A 24028-nucleotide genomic window follows, 5' to 3' on the forward strand; every position below is an offset into this window, starting at 1 on the left:
TCTCGACCTCCTTCGCCTCTTATTCTGCGTTAACGGTCTCGTCTTCGATACCGAGCTCAGCTTTAATCCAATCATAACCTTCTGCTTCTAGACGTTCTGCCAATTCAGGGCCACCTGATTTTACGATACGGCCTTGCATCATAACATGTACGAAATCAGGCTTCACATAGTCTAGTAGACGTTGATAGTGAGTAATGATTAAGAAACCGCGATCCTCAGCGCGCATCTCATTAACACCTTTTGCTACGATTTTAAGAGCATCGATATCTAAACCAGAGTCGATCTCATCTAAAATACAGAGACTAGGCTGAAGCAACATCATTTGTAGAATTTCATTACGTTTTTTCTCCCCGCCAGAGAAACCTTCATTTAGGTAACGATGAGCAAACGCTTCGTCCATTTCTAATGTACTCATTTTGCTATCCATCTCACGGATGAATTTCATTAAGGAAATTTCATTTCCTTCGCCACGAGTAGCATTCATAGCAGAACGCAAGAAATCGGAATTCGTTACGCCTGTGATTTCAGATGGATATTGCATAGCTAGAAACAGACCTGCACGAGCACGTTCGTCTACAGCCATGTCCAATAGATCTTCACCATCTAGGATAACTTCACCATCAGTTACTTCATATTTAGGATGTCCCATTAGCGTAGATGCCAATGTAGATTTACCTGTTCCGTTTGGTCCCATGATCGCGTGGATTTCCCCACCTTTGATCTCTAGGTTCAAGCCTTTAAGGATTTCCTTCTCCTCAATCTTTGCGCGTAAATTCTTAATCTGTAGATGTACAGCAGCCATCTTGCATTCCTCCATATATTATGATCAAACAGTCTTCACGATGTTGTAGACAAGCACTATACTATCCTATCGAAAAACCTGTGCATTCTCAATCCATTCTCAATACATTTTATAATAATAATTCTAAGAAAGCAAGGAAAGAACTATTGCCATATTTATAAAACATGAATGTTTCTTAAATCAGGATAAGCCTATTATAAAGCGGTAAAATCCCTTGTATAAACATGGTGTTTTTTCTATTTGCAACGTACTATTTTTAACTGTTGATCCATTTTTTACATAACTGTTTTCTCATAAGACGAAAAGAGCCCACTACTAGCATAGTGGGATTTTCCTCATGTTACAGCCAAAGAGAAATGCTACTCTTCCTGCGTTAGTACATCCATAATGACTTGGCGGGTACGTGCATATTCCTCGTCGCTTAGTACTGGTGTATAACCATTTTGCGGAAGGCTGGACAAAAGGTTATGCCAAGATTTACAGCCTTTATATTCTTCAGCAATCTCGATCGTCACTGGCTTGTCTAATTTATAAACTCGGGCAAATAGAATATGCAGTGGTTTCTTCTTTTTCCAGTGCAGACGAACATCAGCAAAGTCGTCCGTCCAAATATGGTAAGGGTTCAATGCACGAATTTTTGCTTCATCTAAAATTTCTATATCATCTGTAATATGAGCAAAGTATTCGATATCTACAGTTGGTTTATCAAGGCTCCAGCCTACAAGAGTTGCTTCCAGATCAGCTTGATTCTCAGGTTTGATCATCTCTGCTTTTTGGTGCTCATAGGTTGGGTACAAATAAAATGTATCGTTTTCTAGTTTAAAATCTCTTGTTTCTTCATATAAACCGCCTTTACGGACAGTAATAATTTGTTTTCCTTCCCCTAATGCTTTAATCGCTACAGCCCACTCTTTTAAAGAAAGTGTGGATTCAGGTTGTTTTTTATCGTTACTCATGTGCAGTTGCCCCTTCCCTTTTACATAATCCATCCTCTTTTGCTACTTACTTTTATCTTTTATATCTAGGTGTACGTATCCATTGATGCAGACTTGAGAAATTTTCTCTATTAGCCACTCCCCACAGTGTAGCAGAATTCCCTAACCTAGCAAAGTTTACGAGTTTGATTTGTCATGGACTCGACACAAAAGCCAGATAACAAACAAAAAAACCCGGGGAAATACCCGGGTCTTCTACTACGTTCTCTTTATTTAACGACAGGACCAGCCTGTGAAATATCAGTTGCTTTCGGGAACTTTTTAGCAAAGTTAGCCTGGAACAGCTTAGCTAATTCATTTGCCTGTTGATCATAGGCATCCTTATCTGTCCACGTTTGACGTGGTTGTAGCACTTCACTAGGTACACCTGGGCAAGTAGTTGGCACTTGTACTCCAAACACAGGATCAGTAGCGTATTCTACCTTTTCTAGTTCTCCATGTAGAGCAGCCGTTACCATTGCACGCGTAAATGCCAATTTCATCCGGCTTCCAACTCCCACAGGTCCACCTGTCCAGCCCGTATTCACCAAATATACAAGCGCATTAGACTCATCAATCTTTTTCCCTAGCATTTCTGCATAAACGATAGGACGCAATGGTAAGAAAGGAGAGCCAAAGCATGTGGAGAATTCACTTAGAGGCTGGGTTACACCTCGTTCTGTTCCAGCCATTTTACTCGTATAGCCAGATAAGAAATGATACATTGCCTGTTCCTTGTTTAATTTAGAGATTGGAGGAATTACCCCAAACGAATCTGCTGTTAGGAAAAGAATCACATTTGGATGACCGCCCACACCAGGTATGACGGCTCCTGGAATCGATTCTACAGGATAAGCCGCACGTGTATTTTCTGTGTAGCGATCATCATCATAATTAGCCATACCATTAGCATGATCGACCACTACATTTTCTAGCACGGCACCAAAATTGATTGCATTCCAGATTTGTGGCTCCCCTTGTTCAGAAAGACGAATGCATTTTGCGTAGCATCCTCCTTCTATATTAAAGACTCCTTGATCAGACCATCCATGTTCATCATCGCCAATCAAACGGCGGTCTGAATCAGCAGATAGGGTGGTTTTCCCTGTGCCTGACAAGCCAAAGAATAAAGCCACATCTCCGTCACGGCCAACATTAGCTGAACAATGCATAGATAACACATTGCGTTCAGGTAACAGCATATTCATCACGCTGAAAATGGATTTCTTCATTTCACCGGCATATTCTGTTCCGCCTATTAAAACTACCTTCTGTTCAAAACTAATAATAATGAATGTATCAGAATTGGTTCCATGAACCTCCGGATTTGCTTTGAAGTTCGGAACATAAATAACTGTAAAATCGGCTTGATGCCCTTTTAATTCTTCCACTGTTGGACGGATAAACAATTGATGAGCAAACAGATTATGCCACGCAAATTCACTTACTACACGAATGGGTAAACGAAAGCTACGATCCGCTCCAGCAAATCCATCAAAAACATAAAGCTCTTTGTTTTCTAGGTAAGCTAGAACTTCCGCATGTAATTGCTCAAATTTTTCGATTTGAATGGGTTTGTTATTGGCCCAATCAATTTTGTCATGGACAGAGGGTTCATCGACTATGAATTTATCTTTCGGAGAGCGCCCTGTGAATTTGCCAGTTAGCGCGTTTAAAGCGCCTTTATCTGTCAGAACTCCTTCGCCACGTTTAACTGCTTCTTCAATCAACTTGGGTACAGCCAAATTATAATGAGCATTGGCACCAGCAAGAACTTCTGATAGACGCTTAACCGTTTTGGCTTCCATGTAAATGTATCTCCTTCCCCAACCGTAAAAAATGTGGGCTATATCATGATTTATTTGTAATTAGTATATCACATTAGATCAATTAAGCTACAAGATTTTGCGTTTTTTTTGAAAAAGATGTGAATAACTAGAGACGATTCATTGAAATCTAGGTATGAGCCTAGTAAATGGATTCTATCTTCCGTTTCATCAGCAAAAACAAACAGCCCCTTTTTAAAAAGTGGCAGGGATAATTTATATACTATTGATATCTACGAGTAAATGCAATATTAAAACTAGGCTAACTTTTCCTCATTCTCCAAAGATAATCGCAGCAGGGAATCTAATTTTAATTGATCTCGGACGTGTCCCCTCATCTCAATGTTTTCTTTAGCATAGCGATAGGAGAGCTCATCACCGGTCAAAAGCATCTGTAAGCGTTGGACATCCCCTTTTACAACAACCTCCGCCTTATACCCCTTATTCCACTCCGTTACGATTATTTCTCCATTAGCAAAGACTAAACAACTATCAAGTGTTCCATCTTCTAATTTAAAACCAATATGGCGATTCCAATCCTTCATCAAACTTTGTAGGTATCTTTTTCGTTCCAAGCGTTTTTGCACTTCAAACAATATTGCTCTTAATTGAGAAGCCATTGTCATCCCTCCGCTCACATCACGATCCATTCACTACCTACATATTCGTAAATTTGTGAGTCGAAACCTTTGGCGAGGAATTGGAGCCTTTGTCGTTCTCTGTCTACCGCAGACAGTTTTTATCGTCATATTTCTACGTTCTTTATCACGGAATAAATATCACGAAAAAATTTGGTAAGATCATTTGTTGAATATGCGGAAACTGATTTAACTTTTTAAAAAAATATTAAAAATTGATTGAAATTTTCCGAAAAATAATGCATAATAGGTAATAATTAGTAGATAGGTATTTACCTACTACTCACCCATTAGTACCCCCTTTTTCATTATAAACTCCTTTCTTGTCTGCCTTTTCCAATTGAAGGCAGACCTTTTTTTTGTAGAAGTTTATCGAATGTACACAAAGAAAAAAGACGCCTTCTTAGGCGTCATCCGTTTCATCCTCTTCATCCTTGTCCAAACGTATCTCCAAGTGGTGACCGTCTGGCGTTTCAAAATAAAGATTATAACTTCCTGGGCGTTCAATCGGCCCACGGTAACATATATTTTCCGCTTCCAACTTATCAACAAGATAGTCTAATTCATCACGTGTTGCCACTGCAAAAGCAATGTGATCCACGTGACCGGAATTTATATTTAGCTCTTTGGTAGTTGGATGTAGACCAATTCGTGTATAAGGCCCAATGTTGAAATAAACTGGCTCATCTTCTCCCGATTGATCAAGAGAAATCGGTACTTCTAAAATCTCTTGAAAAAATTGAGCTACGCCCATCACATTGCGACAGCTAAGAGCAATATGATGAACACCTTGAAGTTGAAGCATCGAATACAATCCTCCTAAACGGCTGACCTCCATCAACTGTTCACTGGTTAGCCCCTATTAAAAGGCTTTTTTTGTCTTTCGCTCATTGGCGTGATGTTGTCGTAACCGATGGCTTAAATTTGTTAATCTGTTTGTTAAAGCTTCTCGCCATTCCAAATCGTTCATTTGTTTGGCTATACCTAGCAAATCAAGGGCGATGTCAATTTGTCGTTTCAGACTCTCATCATAAGAACCTTGATCTGTCATTGAACAGTTCTCAAACAGCTCGGACAGCTTATCCAAATCTACAAACTCTGCGAAATCCACTTCTGCAGCGTGATCTCCCTGAGCATATTCAACAAGAATTTCATACTCACCTTCAACGGTCGGATGAACTCTCGTACGATTACAAACCGGACAATACATGATTGGTACATTGTGCACCAGAATTTCCACGTGACGAAGTGTTCCAAAAGAGCCAATCATCCCTGCTCCACAGCAAAAACCCATAAGCTCTCCCTTCCATGTACATGTGGTCGAACTCTTATTTGTTTTTATCTGAACAGACACACAAGTACAAAATCGTTATTGTCCCTTGATTGTATCTTACAAGCTTCCGATATGCTAGGTTTAAAATGCTACCAGTTTCACCAATGATAATTCTACCAATCCCGTATTTGATTATAGCCGTTTCTGATGATTTTTCAATGAAATCCTGATATTCATCTTCACTCTTCTTATTGTTCATATATAGGTAAACAGACCTGAATCGTTGTACCTACGCCAACCTTGCTCGTTACATGAAGTGTGCCCTGATGTAATTTTACAATTTCTAAACACAGCGATAATCCGATGCCGCTACCTGATTGCTTATGCTTACCTTTATAAAATTTATCTGTAATTCTAGGCAATTCCTCTTCCGATATTCCGGCTCCCTGATCTATGACTTCTATAATAATTACCTGATCTTCTCGATAGCTACGAATTGTGATAGTGGTGTGCTCCTCACTAAACTTCATTGAATTATGAAGCAGATTTATGACCACTTGCTTTAAGCGATTCTCGTCTCCTAATACACGCAAGGGTTCATCTGGAGTTTCTGTCACCAAGTTAATCTCCTTTTGGAAGGCACGAGCAGAAAACTGCTGCTGGACATCCATTAAGAGCTGATTCACCTCTAGCTCTGTCTTATGAATCTCCATTCCTCCTGCCTGCAAGCGGGAAAAGTCTAGCAATTGTTCTACTAATCCAGTGAGTCGATCCGTTTCCTTCACAATGATCTGCATGGCTAGGCGTGTCTCTTCCTTGTCTTCCATGTCACCTGTCAGAACCACCTCAGACCAGCCTTTAATAGAGGTCAAGGGAGTTCGCAATTCATGGGAGACAGAAGAAATAAAGTCGTTCTTGATCTCCTCAGCCTTCTCTAATTCGCTCGCCATATAGTTAAAGGTTTCGGCCAACGTTCCAATCTCATCATCTCCTGCCTGCCTAGCCCGTTGACTAAAATCACCTTTTGCCATTGACTTAGCCGCACCCGTAAGCTCAACAATAGGGCTTATAATTCGCTTAGATAAAATCAAATTTAAGACTAGAGATAAAAGAACGAGACCAGCGCCAATGCTCCACACAAGCAGTGTAATCTGGTTCACAACCTTGTCGATCTCTTCAACAGAGGTCACATAACGCAGGACTCCTGCTGTTGAATTATAAAAGGTGAGTGGCTTAGATACTGCAAGAATATGTTCCCCTGTATCTTCACTTTTTCCCACCCAAATCCCTGTGTCACCTTTTAATGCATCCTGTACATCCTGTGTAAGTACACTTTTTCGTTTAGTGAAACCGTTAAAGTCTAAAATCACATTACCATCTAAATCAATGACCTCTACATGTGCGAGATCATCCTGTGACGTATGCTCGAAAATATATTTTGCTTTACTTTGCAGATTATAATATTGAATGTATTTGTTATAAAAGTTCGTAGACACATTTATACGGCTAAGTAGCGCCTGTTCTGCACCACCATAATAAAAACTACGCACTCCTATAACAAACGAGCTTCCTAGTACTAGAATTACCATTAATACGACAAAGGTAAAATTCATGACTAGACGTTTTTTTATTCCATACATATTTTACGTTCCTTCTTTCCACTGATAACCAAATCCCCAGACTGTCTCCAAATATTTCGGTTTCGAGGGATCATCCTCGATTTTCTGGCGGATGCGTCTAACGTTAACATCTACTACCTTTAAATCCCCAATGTAATGTTTTCCCCAAACTTCATTTAGGATGTCATCACGACTGACTGCACGATCCTTTTGTTCCATTAATAAGTGGATAATTGCAAATTCCTTGGGCGTGCAATCTATTTCTTGCCCATTTTTGATCATTTTTCGATCCGTCAATCGCAGGGTAAATGGGCCAGAAGTAATCAATTCACCTGGTTTTACAGTGGAAGGTATCGTTTCTACCCGTCGTTTCAGCGAATTCATTCGGGCAATCAGTTCGGCGGCACTAAAGGGCTTTGTAATGTAATCGTCTGCTCCTAAATTTAATCCTTCGATCTTATTTACTTCTTGAGCTTTAGCAGTAAGCATAATAATCCCCAATTGCGGATACATCTTCCGTAATTCCTGACAAACCTCCAGACCACTGATGCCCGGAAGCATTACATCTAATACAGCTATAGCGATATCTGGCTCCTTCTTAGCAATTTCCAACGCCTTTTCGCCTGTCTGTGCCTCTAATACTTCAAACCCATTTCGTTTAAATTGAATGCGGACAAATCCTCGGATGGATTCCTCATCTTCTAGCAATAGTACTTTCATCTCTCCCCTTGCTCCTTTCTGCCTTGTACCTAGATGCTCTGCTATTCACCTATATTTTTCGAAATATCTCTTGGATCTGCTGCAAATTAAATAGCATTTTTCGATAAGCAGGTTGTTCCTTTGCTGGAACACTGCTCATATTAGTCGGGAATCGAGCAATAAAGATGTTTTCACCATTTTCATCTATAACGCTATACTCTTTTCTTTGTTGTTTTAACTCCTTCTCTTTACTCGCCCACTCTGTTTTTTTAATCGGATCAATGGTAAACAACTCGGCTGATGGCTTTCCCTGATAATCTAGGTATAAAAAGGTGATCGCCCCTGCTTCCTTTGTAGTGACCAGCCTGATCGTATAATGTCCGAACCAGTAGTTTGGTATATTTATTTGAAATCCATTGCTAACGTCATCATAGGATTCTTTTACTTTGATCAGGCTTTTTTGACCGTTCCATTGGTACCACTCTGTAATCCAAGGCGTATCAACCATGGACAAATCTTCTGCTCCCACCGGCTGTACTAATGTCGAGATTTCGATAATTCCGTCATTATTAATATCCTTACTAAAAGTAGAATAAGGCTTATACATTACGTTATCGTAATTCGACAGGTCTACCTGTGTTAGCTTCCCCTTGTTACTGACCAAAAGTGCCGTTTGCCCTGAATGGGCACCGACACCCGAATCTAAAAATATCCCATTTTGCTCTTTAGATGCCTTGCCTAATAAAATATTTTCATATCCATTAATCGACCAATCTAATCCCAACTGCTGAATCATTTTCATTTTCGAAGTCGCTTTGTCATACTGGTACACTTCCGCAGGAGCTTTCATTTTGTCATGATCCAGCTTGAACACATAGGCCTTTGATACCCCTGTCTTGTCTAAATCCCCTACGATAGCTTCCTTGCAGGATGTTTTTAAAATTTGAATCATTTGTCCATCTGTCCACTTGTATCCGCCAAACTCTTTGTCTACACCCTCACTTGCCATCCAGTTAACGAAAATCTCTTTTTCCTTATCTCCTGAAACATCCTCAAAGGCCACATAATCGACATCCTGACCCGTCTCCTCGATCTGTCCAACCTTTTGCCAGCTATTCTCAGTTTTTTGCATCACAATAAATCCCACGTTATATTCATCTTGCTTATAAAAAGCTACAACTTCATTACTTCCATCGCCATTTAAGTCTTTTTCGATAATGGCTCCATTTTCATCAGAATTATTGCGTGGAATCATAAGCGAGCTTCCTTGCGGCAAATTAGCTAGTACTGCCTTTTTTACTTCTTCTTGATTTTTATTTAAGGTGGGAGCCTTCAATAATTCATTCGGGGAAGCAACAGGTGTACACCCTGCCAATAAGCCTACCAACAGTACACCAGCACTCCACTGTTTCAAATTCATAATCATATGATAGAAAACCTCCAACTAAACTACATACCTTTCCTTCATTATAAAAGAGTATCACTCTGTAATGTTTGCAAAAAGGTTACGAAAACAAAAAAAGATCGGTTTCTGATAACCGATCTTTTTGTTCATAACGTTAGTAAGCGCTATTGATTATTCTTTTACCATTGCCTCGTATTTATCCGCATCCATAAGCTTATCCAACTCACTGGAATCAGACAACTCAACCACGATCATCCAAGCTTTGTCATAGGAAGATGTGTTTACCAATTCAGGCTCCTCTTCTAGAGCAGCGTTAATTTCTAATACTTTACCAGTAACTGGAGCATATAGTTCAGATACGGTTTTAACAGATTCTACACTACCGAATGGTTCATCACGTTGGATGGTAGAGCCTACTTCTGGCAATTCAACAAATACGATGTCACCTAGTTCGGACTGAGCGAAAGAAGTAATACCGATATAAGCCTTGTTGCCTTCTACACGTACCCATTCATGCTCTTCGCTGTAACGTAACTCTTTTGGAAATTCCATCTAACTTCCTCCTTTTTTCGTAGAACACTCGGATGTTTATCCAAGACTTCTGGTGACGGCAAAGCCGACATTGCTCCTCTTCTCTGAAGTGTATGAGCAACGGGGGTCTACTTAGAGTTTCCCCTCTACATAATTGGACATGTAAGGACCCTAATCCTCTTCAATACCCAAAATTCGATGCAAACGTTTTTTGACCATATTTAAGCCCTTTTCGCCTGCTTGGAAATGACGAAGTGCCATTGTCTCATCAAACAGATAGTAGGCAGGAACGTATTCGTTTTGGAACGCATCAGTTGTTGTCATTTCGTTATCAATCGCTACTGGATGAGTAAGCTCATATTGAGCGATGGTTTCTTTAATTTTCGCAATATCTGTATCAGCTTCGGAACGCGGCATATGAATACCAATAACTTTTAAGCCCTGATCTGCATATTTTTCACGCCACTCGTTAATTTGTGGTAGAGATTCTTTGCACATATAACAACTAACGGACCAGAAATGTACAAGAACTGCTCTTTCGCCCTGCAAATCAGCCTTAGAAACTTGACCGTTTACCCATTCTGTGATGCCTGGAAAGTCTGGAAGTTCTTCACGTAAACGCATGGTTCATGCCTCCTTTAATATAGAAAAGGGCCTAACACTGTAAAGTTAGACCCTTTTGTTTGTGTACACGATACCCAATCTAAATCAGGAATTATCCTTTTAGATGAGCTTGGCCTGGACGCCAGTTAGCTGCGCAAAGTCCGCCGGATTGTAGAGCTTGAAGAACACGTAGAGTTTCATCGTTAGAACGTCCTACGTTCATATCAGTTACTACTTGGTATTTAACAACGCCTTCTGGATCGATGATAAATAGACCACGGTAAGCTGCACCGGATTCTTCATCCAACACACCGAAAGAACGAGCAACTGTTTTGTTGAAGTCAGCAGCAAGTGGGTAGTTCAAACCACCAAGACCATTTTGGTCGCGTGGAGTGTTGATCCAAGCTTTGTGAGAGTGTACAGAGTCAACAGATACACCTAGTACCTCTGCATCCAAATCTTTGAAATCTTCATATGCATCGCTCAAAGCGATAATTTCAGTTGGACATACAAAAGTGAAATCTAGTGGATAGAAGAACAATACCAACCATTTACCTTTATAGTCAGAAAGAGAAACACGACCGAATTCTTTTCCGTCACCGGATACTGTTTCCATAGAAAAATCAGGAGCTTGAAGACCAATAATACGTTGTGCCATATATATTACCTCCTTAAGGAATAGTAAATGTTATTTACAAGAGTTATGATATCAAAATCAATAGATTATAGTCAATATTAATTTGTAATAATTTTTATTAAACAGTGGTTTTTGTTTGACAATGATCCTCAATCTCTATGTATGCTACCCGATTGTCATGAAAATCGGTATCTGACTCTTCCCTTTTTGACTAGAAGATTGGGTTATTTACCCCACATTTCTTCTAAGGTTTGTTCTTTAAAACCGAGTGTTGTCTTTGCCCCATTTGTGATAAGAGGTCGCTTAATTAGCTTACCATTGGATGCGAGTAGCTCTAGCATTTCATCCTCTGACATTGTTGGCAGCTTCTCCTTCAGGTTCAGCTCACGATAGAATTGGCCGCTAGTATTAAAAAATTTGCGAATATCCAACCCGCTATTTTGCCAGATTTGATGCAATTCCTCTTTCGATGGCGGAGTATCAACAATTGGGATTTCTGTATATGTAACCTCATTGGTATCCAGCCATTGTTTAGCTTTGCGACATGTGCCGCACTTTGCGTAACTATACAAACGAATATTTTGTGCGTTTGTCAAAAATCCTCACCTCTTCTATTACATCTTCAAATAATACTTGTAAGGCTCCTAAAACCTCTAAACTATAGCCTTCATTCTTTCAATTACATCTTTACCCTTAGAGACATTTTTATCATGGTTTTCTAATTCAATGATTTGTCTCTTAGTTAAGAAATTTGTTCATCTAATGTTTGGATTTTCTGCTTAAGCCCCAGTAATATTTCTGTACTTCCTTCATCATCAAATAAATCCATATTCATTACAACCTGAACCTGCTTCTTTTTTTAGCTGTTCTCTTTCCTTATTCAGCTTCTCTAATTTCTCTTTATACGATCTAACCTCAATTTCGTTGTCAATAACATATTTTCCTTCTTTCATTTTTGTAAATTCTTCGAGTAAATCATCATATATAGTTTTTCAAGTTTCTCAGCATTTATTCCATTTTGAGTACACTTTCTATCACCATCGTTTTGAGTAGATGAGCATCTATAGTATCGAGACGTATATCTTTTCCCTCGCCATACCTCCACATTTTGCACTGAAGGATATTCCGGTTAGTGGATATTTTGCCCTATTACTAACAGTCTGTTGTTTATTGCGTTTTTTCATTATTTCACTTAATCGGTAACCCATTGGTGTATGTTTATCCTGTTTCATCATCTTTAGGTGAAAATCTTCTTTTATCCATTGCCTGCAACACTTAGTTTATGTAGTCTAGTTTCCATTATGTCTATATGTTAAGAAAAAATTCAGTTGATACACTATAAAGTGGGCGATATGAAAACTTGTAATCTTTTCTTCATAAAAGGAATACCTTCTAAAAGATAATCAATATGAATATTATACCATTTTTTATCCTCTTAATATAAAGTACCAGACCTGTTCTTACTCAACCACAAACAAGCCAACAGAAAGAATTTATCAACATTATTTTAAATTATTCTTCGATGCTTCTTACAACCATGATTTTGTACTATATAAACATATCAAAAACGCCCGAATTTGAGTTCGGACGCTTTTTTACATAATGACTATTATCGGGATCCACATAAAGCCCTTTTGCTTAGTTGCTTTTTCTTAAACTTTTAGTTAATTTTGCTACTTGAAGGCAAGCAGCGATTGTTAGTAAAGATACAGCTAAAGGTTTAATTGCTGTTTGATCATTTAAAAACATGTATACATCAAACCCAATTAAGAAAACAAGAAACAGTACCTCTAAGTATATATTTTTGGGGGTGCCGGTTTTTTTTCTGAAAAACATGAAGCCTAATAGTAGCACAATCAACAGGATACCTACTGTGTTAACGATATTGAAAAATGAAACAATGCCCATTGTATCACCCTCTTTTTTTATCCTTTTAATATAAAGTATCAGACCAGTGCTTACTTAACCACAAACCAAGTCAACAGAAAGAATTTATCAACATTATTTTAAATTATTCTTCGATGCTTCTTACAAACATGATTTTGTACTATATAAACATATCAAAAACGCCCGAATTTGAGTTCGGACATTAAGGCATATAAGACATGTTTAACAGGGCTCTATGTAAATAGTAAGTAACGCCAAAATCTTGCTATACTTTTTACTCTTTGCTATTGATTTTTTTTAAGTAATTCAATTACAGTTTTAATTTGTTTGTTCAGTTCCTTAATCCCAAAAGCAATAGCAATTAACAAACCCGCATACAACACTTGAAAAAAATACTCAGCCAACTTTATCGCCTCCTATAAGTTAATAAAATATAAATGATCTATTAATAAAAAACCGCCCATAAAAAGGCGGTTCTGTAATTTTATGATGCTTCACTTACTTCTTGGATTGGTAGAAAATTTTGTAGATTCTTAGTAGATTTTGAGTGATTTTTTGAAAAGATCGTTTCTCAAAAGACGGCGAGTAACAATTGATGGTTAATTCAAGTTTTTGTAATATCTTTGCTGAGTCTTCGAACTCAATTTCTTGATAAGAGTCACCCATATCACATCTAGTTAACATTAAAAGGTGGTAAATTTCCCCACAGAAAACTACATTCCCATTGTTAGACATCTCTAACAATTGTGTTGAAGCACAAATTCCACTCGACGTTTAGGCTTTACTCTACGATAGAATTAGCGAATTTTAAAACTTCTTCACGTGTTAATGTTTCTGATTTTTTAGCTAGTACCCAGTATGTTAGACCTTTATACTTCCATGACAAGTTAATGACGTTTTCATTTTCTTGAATTTCTGCCTTTGAGCCATTAATTTCTGTTTCTTTAACGGCTCCACCAATATGCATATTTCCTTCTGTAACAATCATATATAGAGAGTTACATACCTTTCCTTTTTCGCATGAACCAGAATAAAAAATATCGTATGTTTTAAGCCTATTTTGCAATTCACTAGCTGTAATTTCTCTAGGGGGATCGTTCTGTACTACAGATTTCAAGGTAAGACTCTCTGGTACATATTTAGGCATAATAAAACCTAAATCATTTTGAACAGTTCGCAATGTGACTACCTTAGATGGTTCTTCACTTCTTATTTTGTATCCTTGTACTGATTTGTTCTCAACATTGGCTGAGACAGAGAAGCCTATACTCAATAAAGCTAAGGTTAATAATGCACCAGCAAAGTGTTTTTTCATAGAATGTTCTCCTTATTTAGCTGTTTTATTAAGGCTGATAAACGTATTTATTTCGAACAAAATATGAGTCACCAGCTCCACAACCATTTGCATGTGCAAACACTCTTGATTCTGTATACGCAAGCGCTCTTGAGGTTGTTTTTAGCTTGACACCTGTATCGAATTTTTTGTTTCCACTAGTTAAGCCGTCACAAAAAATATCATTATAAGTAGTGGTATTTTCCCCACCGCCTGCACTGTCAACAACCAGATAAATTCCATAAGAGACACCATCATCTGAAGCCTTAGCTTTTGTAAAATCAGCTCTTTGGAATTCAATCGTATCTTTGCTTATTCTTTTTATGGTATCATAATGTCTAAAAGAGAAAGTTTCATAACCGTTCAAATAATCTGGAGAACCATCTTCTACATCTTGATAATATGTGTATGTGGCTCCAATGTCCGGTTTTAATTTTGAAACATAAGTTTCATCAGCATATACAGGACTTGTGCCAATAATGGACAATGCTAAAATGGAAGTTAAGGCTAAAAATCGCTTCATTTTTTCAGCTCCTTACTATTCAAATATGAAATGGGAGGGAATAAGATGAACTTTTTGTACTTTGGGATTGGTATTGTTTTACTTATCGTAGGTATTGGATTATTTCCTTTGATGGATTCAATCAGTTTAAGAAAAAGGGATAAACATGGTAGTAAACATCCAATAGATGAATCTAACTATCCCTCATCATCCGAAAATCGACCAGATTAATACAGCTAGAGGTCTTTAGTGAATAGCTGAAAAACGGCTTTATAATTATTCCCCCTACTGGGCTTTGTAAAGTTTCCCGTACAGCTTCTTCATATCGACCAACTATTGTCTAATCTTCTCAAACATAACGATGTACTTATCTAGTTGTTGGCTCATTTGTAGTACGGTTGGGTGTACAAATGAGCCTTCTTTGTAATACAACATCTCTAATTCTTTACGAAGGAGTTCAATAAGCTTCTGTAAATCATCTTTTGATTTTAAATTTTCTGTTTTCATATTTTGTAAGTGAGTGGTAAAATGAACTTGAGTAACATTTATTGTTGCTCAAGGTGGGGGGCGTTCCGATGGTCAGCAAACTAACGGGAACGCTCCTTTTAATTGTTAAATTATATAATTTGAAGATCACACCTCCTTTCTTCCTTCTGATCATTATTTTACCATATGTACTATAAATTACCTCCTGGTACTGAAAATGTAGAACGTACTTAAAATTTCAACAACAATTACATTTTTGAACATAAAAAAGAACGCTGGATTAACAGCGCCATTGAAGAGAAATAATTGATTTAATATCCCGGATCAACAACATACGGAGTACTTTTTAATGCGATGACATTTAGAGTGTCTTCTGTTTTGTTTAAAGGTAATGAATCCGCAACAACAATTAATGATAAGCATAATACCGCCACAGTTAGCATCTTTCTCATTCCACATTCCTCCTTTAATTACAATTTATGTTCGTAATATTATTATACACCTCATCTAATTGTTTTATATATTCCAAATCAAACGACATTGACTTTTTGGTAAAATGGGAAAAAACATCTTTCATGCATATTGACATTTCTTGATATGCACTCACCTTCCCAAAAGAACTTAAACTCAGCAGATAGCATTCTTTTCCTTGTTCAGGAATTCCAGTTTCCATCATAAAATTTCCTTTGTATTGATAAAATATTCCCATAGATATGAACTGAAATGGTGTTTGAGGATTGCTAATTATACATTCCTGTTCTAGGATCAGCAATTCTGCAATGGAGTTCATGTCTCTCGTTTGAAAATATACATCAAATAATTCATTCGCCACATGTATTTTAAGTTCCTTACTAACCTCATCTAAACATTCTTTTAACATTGGAATAGCTACATCATGCTCTTTCTTTTTAGCTTTTACAATGCCACGTGTGATTTTGGTGGCATCTGGAACGAAACTGTATTCAAAATTTTCAAAAACATCTAAATGATGTTCGACCTCATCATATTTTCCTAATAATAAAAGAGAGTTAATCATTGCTAAATAGGCTCTAGCCTTTAATTCATTGCTGGATTTGTCTTCATTAAGACCTGCTTCAGCCAGTTCGATGCTTTCATGGTATTTCTTAATGGCAAATGCTTGTAGCGCCATACGAAAATAAAAAATGGCTTTTTCTTCTTCAGTCAAGAATCTTTTATAATGTATAATTTCTTGACCCAGTGAAAAACTATCCTCCATTTTTTTTAGATTTTTTCTTTCAATAAGATATTTTTGTAACAAACCTTTACTATATATTTTGGTTCCCCACGCAATCTAGCGTACTCAATAATAACGTTATATAGCTTTAATTTGACCTCATTCCTTATTGTGTTACCTGCAAGATCATACAACCGTTCTAATAATGTATATGTATCTTCTTGGGGATTCTCAAGAATTTTTTTGGCTAATTTAGCTATTAAAAACAAATTTCTCATTTCTATTGCTTCGGATAATAGGCTATCCAAAAATTCAATTCTGTGCTCAACATCAATATAGCGCTCTATGATTTCTTCATAAGGAATTGCCAAGACATCCGCAATTGGCTTTAAAGTTCTTAATTCTGGACGCTTTGTTTCATCGTTTTCAATCTTCGATAAAACCCCTTTACTAATCCCTGTCATTCTGGACACTTCTGACAAACTGATGCCTATTTCTACTCTTTTCCTCTTTATCAGTTCCCCCAATGTTGTGAAAGTTAGACTTACACTCATGTTAATCCCCTTCCATAAATTATAAATAATCCCATTGATCCCTTTATTAATCTTAACTTGATTCTAACTTTATTGTATATATATGTAAATAACAATAAAAATTATTGGATTGATTTTACTTTATTTAATGAAAAGGATTTTGAAAGTCGAGGATTGTCGAGGGTTATAAATATCTTTCATAAAATATATCTTTCATCAAAGGGTATCAAAAAAGATGAGTGCGGACGACGTTATGATGACATCTGTTAACGTATCATAAAATCAACATCTAGGATGGATTTATGGAAGTGTTCATCCCCATATTCGAAATATGCACATGCTGAATGGATGTAAAAGTATCCCCCTTTCGAAAATATCCAATCATCACGAACAAAAAAGCCATCCACTTTCAATATGTATCAGCTCCGTTACTTTTTCTTCTGTTTTCTTGGCTTAGGATTTATCGATCCTAATAAATTACGTACGGAAACGATTTTATTTTGTTTGGTATAAACCCGCGGTAATCGATAATTAAGCATGCATGCTACCTCGTAATTAATCGTACCCATTAGTTCGGCTACTTCTTCAAGTGTGATCTCTTCCTTGCCAGATCGACCGTAAATCACAACCTCATCTCCTACTTTTGCCTTGATTTTATTTACACTTACCATGCATTGATCCATCGTTATCCTGCCTACCACGCTAAATCTCTTTCCTTGTAAAAGGACGCTTCCCTTATTCGAAAGCAACCGCGAAAAACCGTCTCCATAGCCGATCGGAAGAGTAATAATCTGTTCCCCTGGTGAAGCGATATAGGTAACACCATAGCTTATGCCAAACGGCTTTTGCATAAACTTCACATTTGAAACACGGGTTTTTACTTGCAGAGCAGGTTTTAGATGAAGTATATGCAATGACTTTATATAGACAGATGGATATAATCCATACATTCCAATTCCTAGTCGAATATAATTAAATCCCCATTCAGGATGAGTCATCGCTGCTGCAGTATTGCAGCAGTGAATAGCAGGTAGTTTAAACCCTTTTCTCTTTAAAAATTCTAAATAGTCTTGGAATCTTTCGAATTGCTGATTCAAATAAGTGACATTCTGTGAATCTGCCGTGGCAAAATGAGTATAAATGCCATCCCATTGAAACACTTCACTGTTATAGACACCCTTTGCCACAGAAAGAAGGGCTTTTTTTGTCCTTACACCAATTCGTCCCATACCTGTGTCGATGTTGATATGTACAGACAAGCGTTTACACCCCTGTGTGGCTATGTCCTTCTTATCTTGAGCATTCTTTGTTATTGATTTGTCTTCATTTTTATCTGCATGGTTATCTCCATGATTATCTGCATGGTTATTGGCTTTCTTCTTTTCCTGTTTCTTGCTTAAGATTTTTTCCGCTTTTTTTATCCAATTCGTTTGAAACACAGTGCATGAGATGTTCCATTCAAATGCTTTTTGCACCGCTCTTATCGGTGTATAGCCTAAGATCAGTATGGGACACTTGATGCCTGCCTTCCTAAGGACAATCCCTTCATCTAGAAACGCGACGGCTAGAGCGGTAGCACCTGCCGCTAGGGCTTCTCTTGCGACTGCTACGGAGCCATGTCCATATGCATCTGCTTTTACTACTGCCATGATTTCAGTTTTTTTTGGTATATGCTGTCGAAAGGTCAATATATTGGTCCGTATATCGTCCAAATTGACCTCTACCCACGTATCACGATAGAATTTGTTCATTTGAAAACACCTCTTACGTTTTTCAAAAAGTATATGAGTCTCCATTTCACAATATCCATTGGATACGCCTTACATCTGTGTGATATTTCAGGGAACATTAGAAGTCGGGCCTGGGTAGAAGTCGCCTTTACACAGCAAAAAAACCATGATCCCGTTCGACCATGGTTTTTGCTGTTGCTTTGGTTTATCCAGTTTTCACCGTTACATGATAACCTGCATGTTTTCGTACCTGGAAAACTCCAATATCCATAATTAAATATTGACCTTTTACACCAAGTAGCTTTCCAGAAACACATTCGAGCTTGTCCAAGGATAAAGAATTAATTTTAGACAAGGTTTCTAAGATTGGATAGGTAATATCGATCCACTCGTCTTCACGCAATTGGAATGGCTTAAACTCTTCCGGAAATTTCTCATAAGCTTCTTCCCGAAGTTGAATTAGATCGGCTTCTTTTACTTCACCTTTTAACATTTTGCGCCAGTTTGTTTTGTCTGGCATGAATTGGCTGAGATGTACCTCAAGCTCTCCTGCCATTCGACGTGTTGGGAGCTCTGCGATCGGTATAGCCCGAACGGCTCCTTGATCTACCCAACGTTTTAACTCATTGTTCTTACGGGTAAGTCCCACTTTGACATCGCTAGAGAGCGCCAGATATACATAATGCGGAATCATGCAATGTGATTCTCCAAAGCTCTCATCTCTACAGGTTCCTTGGTCAAAATGACATTCATGCGGTTTGACAATACAAAGATCGTTCTCTGGTCGTTTCGTAAAACAAGGATAACAGTAACCACTATTAAAGGTTTTATTGGTTTTGCGTCCACAAGCAATACAATTTTTTTGTCCATCATATTGAATCGAAATTTGTTGTCCAATCCACTCATTCAGGCTTATTTTTTCTTCATTTAAATGAAGATAATAATCGACAGGTTGTTCTTTTCCTTGATAGGTATGTGCTAGTCCATGCAGCAAGCCGCTTTTTTCCAACGTCATGTCACTCCTCTCGCCCTTAACGTTTTCCCTCCATGATACCATATCCGACAAACTTTGCGCTTTTCTTCCAGCATGTTCTTATCCCTGTTCGGTCAACCTAAGGAAGGAAATGACGGAAGAAAGGAGTGGCTTCACGTGAAGAAGCGATTGGCAAGAAGCTTTACATGCTGCCTTGCCCTCATAGGTTTAGCATGGTTAGGGGTAACTTCATCAGGTTCTGTTGGTCTTTTTGCCAATCGAATGGTCTATGAGCCTATCCACCGAATTGAAACGCAAAAAAAGGTGGTGGCTTTAACCTTTGATGATGGTCCAGATCCAACTTATACACCTCGTATTCTAGAAACGCTGCATAAGAACGGTATTCTTGGCACCTTCTTTGTCTTGGGCTCCCAGTCTGATAAATATCCTGTCATTATGCAATGGATAAAAAAAGCTGGCCATGAAATCGGAAACCATGGGTATCATCATTACGATCTAAATAAATTAACCGAGCAAGAGATCTATGATGAAATTAAACAAGCTGAAAAATCCATATACAAGGCTACAGGTGTCCTCCCCCAATACTATCGTCCGCCAGGGGGTGTGATTACCACTGATGTAATGAATGCTGTGCAATTGTCGGGTTATGATATCATCTATTGGTCGGTTGATCCGCGAGACTGGTCCTTAGCTCGCACCTCATCTGTTATTGTGAACAGTGTTAAAAAGCATACCTCCCGGGGGGATATCATCCTCTTCCACGATGGCGGGATGAATCAAAAGCAAACCTTAAAAGCCTTACAGGAGCTCATTACTGATTTGCGTTCTAAAGGATATAAGTTTGTTACTGTTAGTCAATTGCTGGATGAGGGAAACAAAGTTCATTGATACTGAGCAAGCAGATGTTGACTGCAAGGGATAACCTGACCGTAGCATTATCCCTTGTACAGCTTCCATCTGCTCTTTTTACAATCCGACAAATTTATTGATAGATTGAAGCTTTCCTGTATCAGTAGCATACCCGGCTGATGAATGCGCTCCATGATGCGGAGAAGATGGACGCGAATTTTTAGGAGTAGATAAAAAACCGATGAGTCTGGCAGAGTTTAATACCACCAATACCGAAGTAATATTGTGAACGAAAGCACCAAATACCGGGCCCAACACGCCTAATAAAGCAAGCAGAATAGCAGCGCTGTTAATAGCTGTAGAAATGATTAGATTTTCCCGGATCACTTGTACTGCCTTTTGACCCAACCGCATGACATCGGCAATTTTGCGCAGATCATTTGACATTAATACCACATCAGACGCTTGCGCAGCAATTTGGGTACCGTGTACACCCATCGAAATCCCTACATCAGCTAGTGTTAGCGCTGGAGCATCATTAATCCCATCACCAATCATCGCTACCTTACGACCCGCTTTCAGTTGGCGCTCTACCTGCATATATTTCATGTCCGGCATTTGTTCCGCATACACCTGTGTAATTCCCAGTTGCTCCGCCATAAACTGTGCCGCACCCTTGTTATCTCCAGTAACGACCGCTACCTCAACACCTGCCTTTGCTAATGTTTCAACCGTTTCCCTAGCTTCAGGTCGAAGCTGATCTGATACTGAAATGAGTCCTAGCAGCTTGTGCTCGGAAGCAATAAGAATATTCGTCTTTCCTTCCTTTTCTTTCGTTGTAAGCAAGCCTTGAACCTGTTCAAGACCTATTCCTAGTCCCTTCATAAAGGATGGATTCCCCACATAGATGCGTTTCCCTTCAACAACCCCCTCAATTCCACTGCCAGCATGCATGATAAAGGATTCTACAGTAGGAAGTTCTAATTCCCATTTTTTAGCTTGATGTAAAATAGCTGTAGCAATCGGATGCTCCGAATGCTGTTCCAAGGCCGCTGCCCAACGCATTACCTCTTGGGCACTATGCTCCGCGTGTGCAATCCCGGCAACGGACAATGCTCCTTTTGTTAGCGTACCTGTTTTATCAAATAAAACCGTATTAATTGAGCCTAACTGCTCTAGCGCTACACCGCTTTTAATTAAAATCCCGTTTTTAGCTGCGTTTCCGATCCCTGCCATAATCGCAGTCGGAGTAGCCAGTACCAAAGCACAGGGACAAAATACGATTAGAACGGTCACAGAACGCACCATATCATTTGTAACAAGATACACAAGAATAGCCAATAATAAGCTAGCCCCGACGATCCATACCGCCCATTTGTCCAACAAGCGTTGTACAGGTGCCCTCTTCTCCATTGCTTCCTCTACCAATCTCGTTACCTTCGCAAATGCTGTTTCTTCTCCTACACGAGTGGTTTGAATTTCTAGGGAGCCGTTTGTGTTGGTAGTACCTACGAATACTTCATCCCCTTGCCGCTTCTCAACAGGTAAGGACTCTCCTGTTAAAATTGCCTGATCAATCGCAGCCTGACCAGCTACTACAATTCCATCCACTGGTATCTGCTCACCCGGTTTTACCAGTACCAGCTCACCTACTAGCACTGAATCTGCTTTTGCCTCAATCCACTGTCCCCCTCGCATGACGCGAGCTTGTTCAGGAGTCATTTCTACCATTTCCTTTAAAGCCGAAGTGGCTTTGGCAACGGTTTTCTCTTCTAGCCACATTCCAATCATCATAATAAAGGCTACCTCAGCCGCAGCTAGTAGCTCCCCAATACAGGTAGCCGCGATGATTGCAATCGTGACCAGCACATCGCTATTCAGACTTCGTTGCTCCCATAATTCCTTACCCGCTGTAATGGCAATGGGTACCCCGCATACCACAATGGCAATCCAAGCAGGATCAATCCCTGCGATACTGCCCCATAGCCAGCTAATCAGAACACACACACCTGAAAGAATCATCATCCCTTTTTGTAACATACAATCACCCTTCTTTCTTTTTTGGTTTGAATTTTTACTTTGTTGAGAAAGAGAATCATACTTAAAATTCCCCTAAAAACAAACGAAGCTGCTACCCGAAGGTAACAGCGTTCATGCGGCTTTATGCATTTTTCCATAGGTGAATATAATTGAACAAGGCAAACTTTTTAATAATGATTACAATCATAGTATAATTCTTTTTTACATGCGTCAAGAACAATTTTGGAAAAGAAAAAAGACCTAGCCGTCATAGCCAGGTCTCGTTTATCCTACTTCATTTCCACTCCTTCAAACTCTTGAATAGATGTAGTCTGCGCTTTCTCTGGTCGGAAGAAAAGAGCTGCCAAGAAGAAAACGATAAACATAGCACCCATCGCCACAAAGATTGAGGTTGGAGAAACATAATTGATTAAGAATCCATTAACACTAGGTGTAATAATACTTGCTACGCTAAAATTCATGCTTGCAATAATTCCTGCAATCGGAATTAAGCCTTGTGGCAGGATATCAGCACAATAAGCTAATCCTAGCGAGTAGAAAGAGCCCACCGCTGCTCCCGCAGAAGCTAATAACAGCATCATTAGCGGTACAGAGGATGTTGCCAACGGGAACAGCATAAACGCGATGCAGCCAATTATGGCACAGTACATCATGACTTTTTTGCGTCCTACTCTGTCACTTAGGGTTCCAAGTGGCAACTGTAGGAATAAACTACCTACTACAAAGGATGGCAAAATAATAGAAACCGATTCTGCCGAAATTCCCGTACGTAGGGCCGCGATCGGAAAGCTGCCGTTTAACGTTGTTTCCATAAAACCGTATAGGAAAGCTGGAATCAAAGCCAGCCATGTCATTTGGATAACCATCTTGTACTTTTCTCTTGATTTAACTACCTTTTTTCCATCGTTTGCTTTTACTTCAGGTGGGAAGGCGTTACGAATTTGTAACAACATGAAGAAAGCCACCAGATTACAAGCAACAAGTGCCATAAAAGGTGCCCACAAGCCAAACGGCATTAAATTAATGGCTAATGGTCCTACGCTAAAACCAGCTCCATAAGACAGACCGTATAGCGAAAGATCACGCCCACGTCGCTCTGGTGTAGATGTTGCCGTCACCCAGATCTGACTGGTATAATGCAGAGCAGAGTCGCCCATCCCCATTATCAAGCGGAGGACAAACCATACACTAAGCGATGTAAACAATGGAAGTAACAAAGTAGAAAATGTCACCAGTACAAGCCCTATAAATAGACATGTCCGATAACCCCATTTTCGTAAAAAGATTTCCATCAATGGCGACATAATGAACATTCCGACATAGAGAGCAGCAGCATTCAAACCGTTAGAAACAGCAGAAATGCCGCGTTCCTCTAACAAGATAGCTAGCAAAGGAAGCGTCAATCCCTGAGTAATACCAGCAATAAAGACCACTACGAGCAATGTTGTAAAAGTAAAGCGCGAAGATTTCAT

At 38.8% G+C, this 24028-nt stretch carries 28 protein-coding genes; 2 read left to right on the forward strand and 26 right to left on the reverse strand.

Going from position 1 to position 24028, the window contains the following annotated elements:
* Positions 1 to 19 precede the first annotated feature (19 nt).
* From sufC to O0550_RS13785, 18 genes are all read right to left on the reverse strand, one after another.
* Positions 20 to 802, reverse strand: a complete 783-nt coding sequence (gene sufC / locus O0550_RS13700) for a Fe-S cluster assembly ATPase SufC (RefSeq protein WP_003340935.1) — start codon at positions 800 to 802, stop codon at positions 20 to 22.
* Positions 803 to 1161: 359 nt separating this feature from the next.
* Positions 1162 to 1758 carry a DUF1802 family protein gene (locus O0550_RS13705; RefSeq protein ID WP_031309395.1) on the reverse strand — a complete coding sequence of 199 codons (597 nt, stop codon included), beginning with the start codon at positions 1756 to 1758 and terminating at the stop codon, positions 1162 to 1164.
* Positions 1759 to 2006: 248 nt separating this feature from the next.
* Entirely contained in the window at positions 2007 to 3584 is a 1578-nt protein-coding gene (pckA, locus tag O0550_RS13710; RefSeq protein WP_003340939.1) for a phosphoenolpyruvate carboxykinase (ATP), read from the reverse strand.
* A 275-nt stretch (positions 3585 to 3859) separates the two neighbouring features.
* Positions 3860 to 4222, reverse strand: a complete 363-nt coding sequence (locus O0550_RS13715) for an SCP2 sterol-binding domain-containing protein (protein ID WP_258426635.1) — start codon at positions 4220 to 4222, stop codon at positions 3860 to 3862.
* Between the two features lie 421 nt (positions 4223 to 4643).
* The gene (locus tag O0550_RS13720; RefSeq protein WP_003334561.1) at positions 4644 to 5045 is read right to left on the reverse strand and encodes a VOC family protein; all 402 of its coding nucleotides are present in this window, start codon (positions 5043 to 5045) and stop codon (positions 4644 to 4646) included.
* A gap of 57 nt (positions 5046 to 5102) precedes the next feature.
* Complete coding sequence (locus O0550_RS13725; protein WP_003334560.1) at positions 5103 to 5534, reverse strand: hypothetical protein; 432 nt, start codon at positions 5532 to 5534, stop codon at positions 5103 to 5105.
* 227 nt (positions 5535 to 5761) lie between these two features.
* Entirely contained in the window at positions 5762 to 7153 is a 1392-nt protein-coding gene (locus tag O0550_RS13730) for a HAMP domain-containing sensor histidine kinase (protein ID WP_258426636.1), read from the reverse strand.
* Positions 7154 to 7156: 3 nt separating this feature from the next.
* Complete coding sequence (locus tag O0550_RS13735) at positions 7157 to 7852, reverse strand: response regulator transcription factor (protein ID WP_003340952.1); 696 nt, start codon at positions 7850 to 7852, stop codon at positions 7157 to 7159.
* 49 nt (positions 7853 to 7901) lie between these two features.
* A complete protein-coding gene (locus O0550_RS13740) occupies positions 7902 to 9257 on the reverse strand; it encodes a hypothetical protein (RefSeq protein WP_258426637.1) in 1356 nt (451 codons plus the stop codon).
* 150 nt (positions 9258 to 9407) lie between these two features.
* Positions 9408 to 9788 (reverse strand): glycine cleavage system protein GcvH, encoded by a 381-nt coding sequence (gene gcvH / locus O0550_RS13745; protein WP_003334555.1) that lies wholly within the window; start codon positions 9786 to 9788, stop codon positions 9408 to 9410.
* A 150-nt stretch (positions 9789 to 9938) separates the two neighbouring features.
* Complete coding sequence (locus O0550_RS13750; protein ID WP_003334554.1) at positions 9939 to 10391, reverse strand: redoxin domain-containing protein; 453 nt, start codon at positions 10389 to 10391, stop codon at positions 9939 to 9941.
* Positions 10392 to 10482: 91 nt separating this feature from the next.
* Positions 10483 to 11028, reverse strand: coding sequence for a peroxiredoxin (locus O0550_RS13755; protein WP_003334553.1), 546 nt, complete (start codon positions 11026 to 11028; stop codon positions 10483 to 10485).
* A gap of 203 nt (positions 11029 to 11231) precedes the next feature.
* Positions 11232 to 11603, reverse strand: a complete 372-nt coding sequence (locus O0550_RS13760; RefSeq protein WP_258426638.1) for an arsenate reductase family protein — start codon at positions 11601 to 11603, stop codon at positions 11232 to 11234.
* A gap of 219 nt (positions 11604 to 11822) precedes the next feature.
* Entirely contained in the window at positions 11823 to 11960 is a 138-nt protein-coding gene (locus O0550_RS13765; RefSeq protein WP_258426639.1) for a hypothetical protein, read from the reverse strand.
* Positions 11957 to 12121: a recombinase zinc ribbon domain-containing protein gene (locus tag O0550_RS24535; RefSeq protein ID WP_309304385.1), complete on the reverse strand. Its 165-nt coding sequence runs from the start codon at positions 12119 to 12121 to the stop codon at positions 11957 to 11959. Before O0550_RS24535 ends, O0550_RS13765 begins: the two co-directional genes overlap by 4 nt.
* A 524-nt stretch (positions 12122 to 12645) precedes the next feature.
* Positions 12646 to 12915: a hypothetical protein gene (locus tag O0550_RS13775; protein ID WP_258426640.1), complete on the reverse strand. Its 270-nt coding sequence runs from the start codon at positions 12913 to 12915 to the stop codon at positions 12646 to 12648.
* Between the two features lie 760 nt (positions 12916 to 13675).
* On the reverse strand, positions 13676 to 14209 hold the full coding sequence (locus O0550_RS13780; RefSeq protein WP_003340958.1) for a DUF4367 domain-containing protein: 534 nt from the start codon (positions 14207 to 14209) through the stop codon (positions 13676 to 13678).
* Positions 14210 to 14237: 28 nt separating this feature from the next.
* Entirely contained in the window at positions 14238 to 14750 is a 513-nt protein-coding gene (locus O0550_RS13785) for a hypothetical protein (protein WP_003340959.1), read from the reverse strand.
* Positions 14751 to 14795: 45 nt separating this feature from the next.
* Here O0550_RS13785 and O0550_RS13790 point away from each other — a divergent pair, with 45 nt between their 5' ends.
* Complete coding sequence (locus O0550_RS13790) at positions 14796 to 14960, forward strand: hypothetical protein (protein WP_233882583.1); 165 nt, start codon at positions 14796 to 14798, stop codon at positions 14958 to 14960.
* A gap of 102 nt (positions 14961 to 15062) precedes the next feature.
* Here the strand turns inward: O0550_RS13790 and O0550_RS13795 are convergent, their stop codons facing one another.
* The 6 genes from O0550_RS13795 to O0550_RS13815 form a co-directional block, all read right to left on the reverse strand.
* Complete coding sequence (locus O0550_RS13795; RefSeq protein WP_258426641.1) at positions 15063 to 15236, reverse strand: aspartyl-phosphate phosphatase Spo0E family protein; 174 nt, start codon at positions 15234 to 15236, stop codon at positions 15063 to 15065.
* Between the two features lie 290 nt (positions 15237 to 15526).
* Positions 15527 to 15667, reverse strand: a complete 141-nt coding sequence (locus O0550_RS13800; protein WP_003340961.1) for a hypothetical protein — start codon at positions 15665 to 15667, stop codon at positions 15527 to 15529.
* Positions 15668 to 15681: 14 nt separating this feature from the next.
* Positions 15682 to 16452 carry a tetratricopeptide repeat protein gene (locus O0550_RS24540; RefSeq protein ID WP_309304386.1) on the reverse strand — a complete coding sequence of 257 codons (771 nt, stop codon included), beginning with the start codon at positions 16450 to 16452 and terminating at the stop codon, positions 15682 to 15684.
* A 5-nt stretch (positions 16453 to 16457) separates the two neighbouring features.
* Positions 16458 to 16964 (reverse strand): helix-turn-helix domain-containing protein, encoded by a 507-nt coding sequence (locus O0550_RS24545; protein ID WP_309304387.1) that lies wholly within the window; start codon positions 16962 to 16964, stop codon positions 16458 to 16460.
* A gap of 407 nt (positions 16965 to 17371) precedes the next feature.
* Positions 17372 to 18694, reverse strand: coding sequence for an alanine racemase (gene alr / locus O0550_RS13810; protein ID WP_258426642.1), 1323 nt, complete (start codon positions 18692 to 18694; stop codon positions 17372 to 17374).
* Between the two features lie 184 nt (positions 18695 to 18878).
* Complete coding sequence (locus O0550_RS13815; RefSeq protein WP_096887053.1) at positions 18879 to 19688, reverse strand: DUF2797 domain-containing protein; 810 nt, start codon at positions 19686 to 19688, stop codon at positions 18879 to 18881.
* A 135-nt stretch (positions 19689 to 19823) separates the two neighbouring features.
* Between O0550_RS13815 and O0550_RS13820 the strand changes: the two genes are divergently transcribed.
* Complete coding sequence (locus tag O0550_RS13820) at positions 19824 to 20555, forward strand: polysaccharide deacetylase family protein (protein WP_003340970.1); 732 nt, start codon at positions 19824 to 19826, stop codon at positions 20553 to 20555.
* Between the two features lie 78 nt (positions 20556 to 20633).
* On the opposite strand, the gene O0550_RS13825 is transcribed toward O0550_RS13820, so the two are convergent.
* Both O0550_RS13825 and O0550_RS13830 read right to left on the reverse strand, forming a co-directional pair.
* Entirely contained in the window at positions 20634 to 22556 is a 1923-nt protein-coding gene (locus O0550_RS13825; protein ID WP_258426643.1) for a heavy metal translocating P-type ATPase, read from the reverse strand.
* A gap of 269 nt (positions 22557 to 22825) precedes the next feature.
* Positions 22826 to 24028 carry an MFS transporter gene (locus O0550_RS13830; protein WP_003340973.1) on the reverse strand — a complete coding sequence of 401 codons (1203 nt, stop codon included), beginning with the start codon at positions 24026 to 24028 and terminating at the stop codon, positions 22826 to 22828.

The organism is Brevibacillus halotolerans, assembly GCF_026891775.1.
Lineage (GTDB): Bacteria > Bacillota > Bacilli > Brevibacillales > Brevibacillaceae > Brevibacillus_B > Brevibacillus_B halotolerans.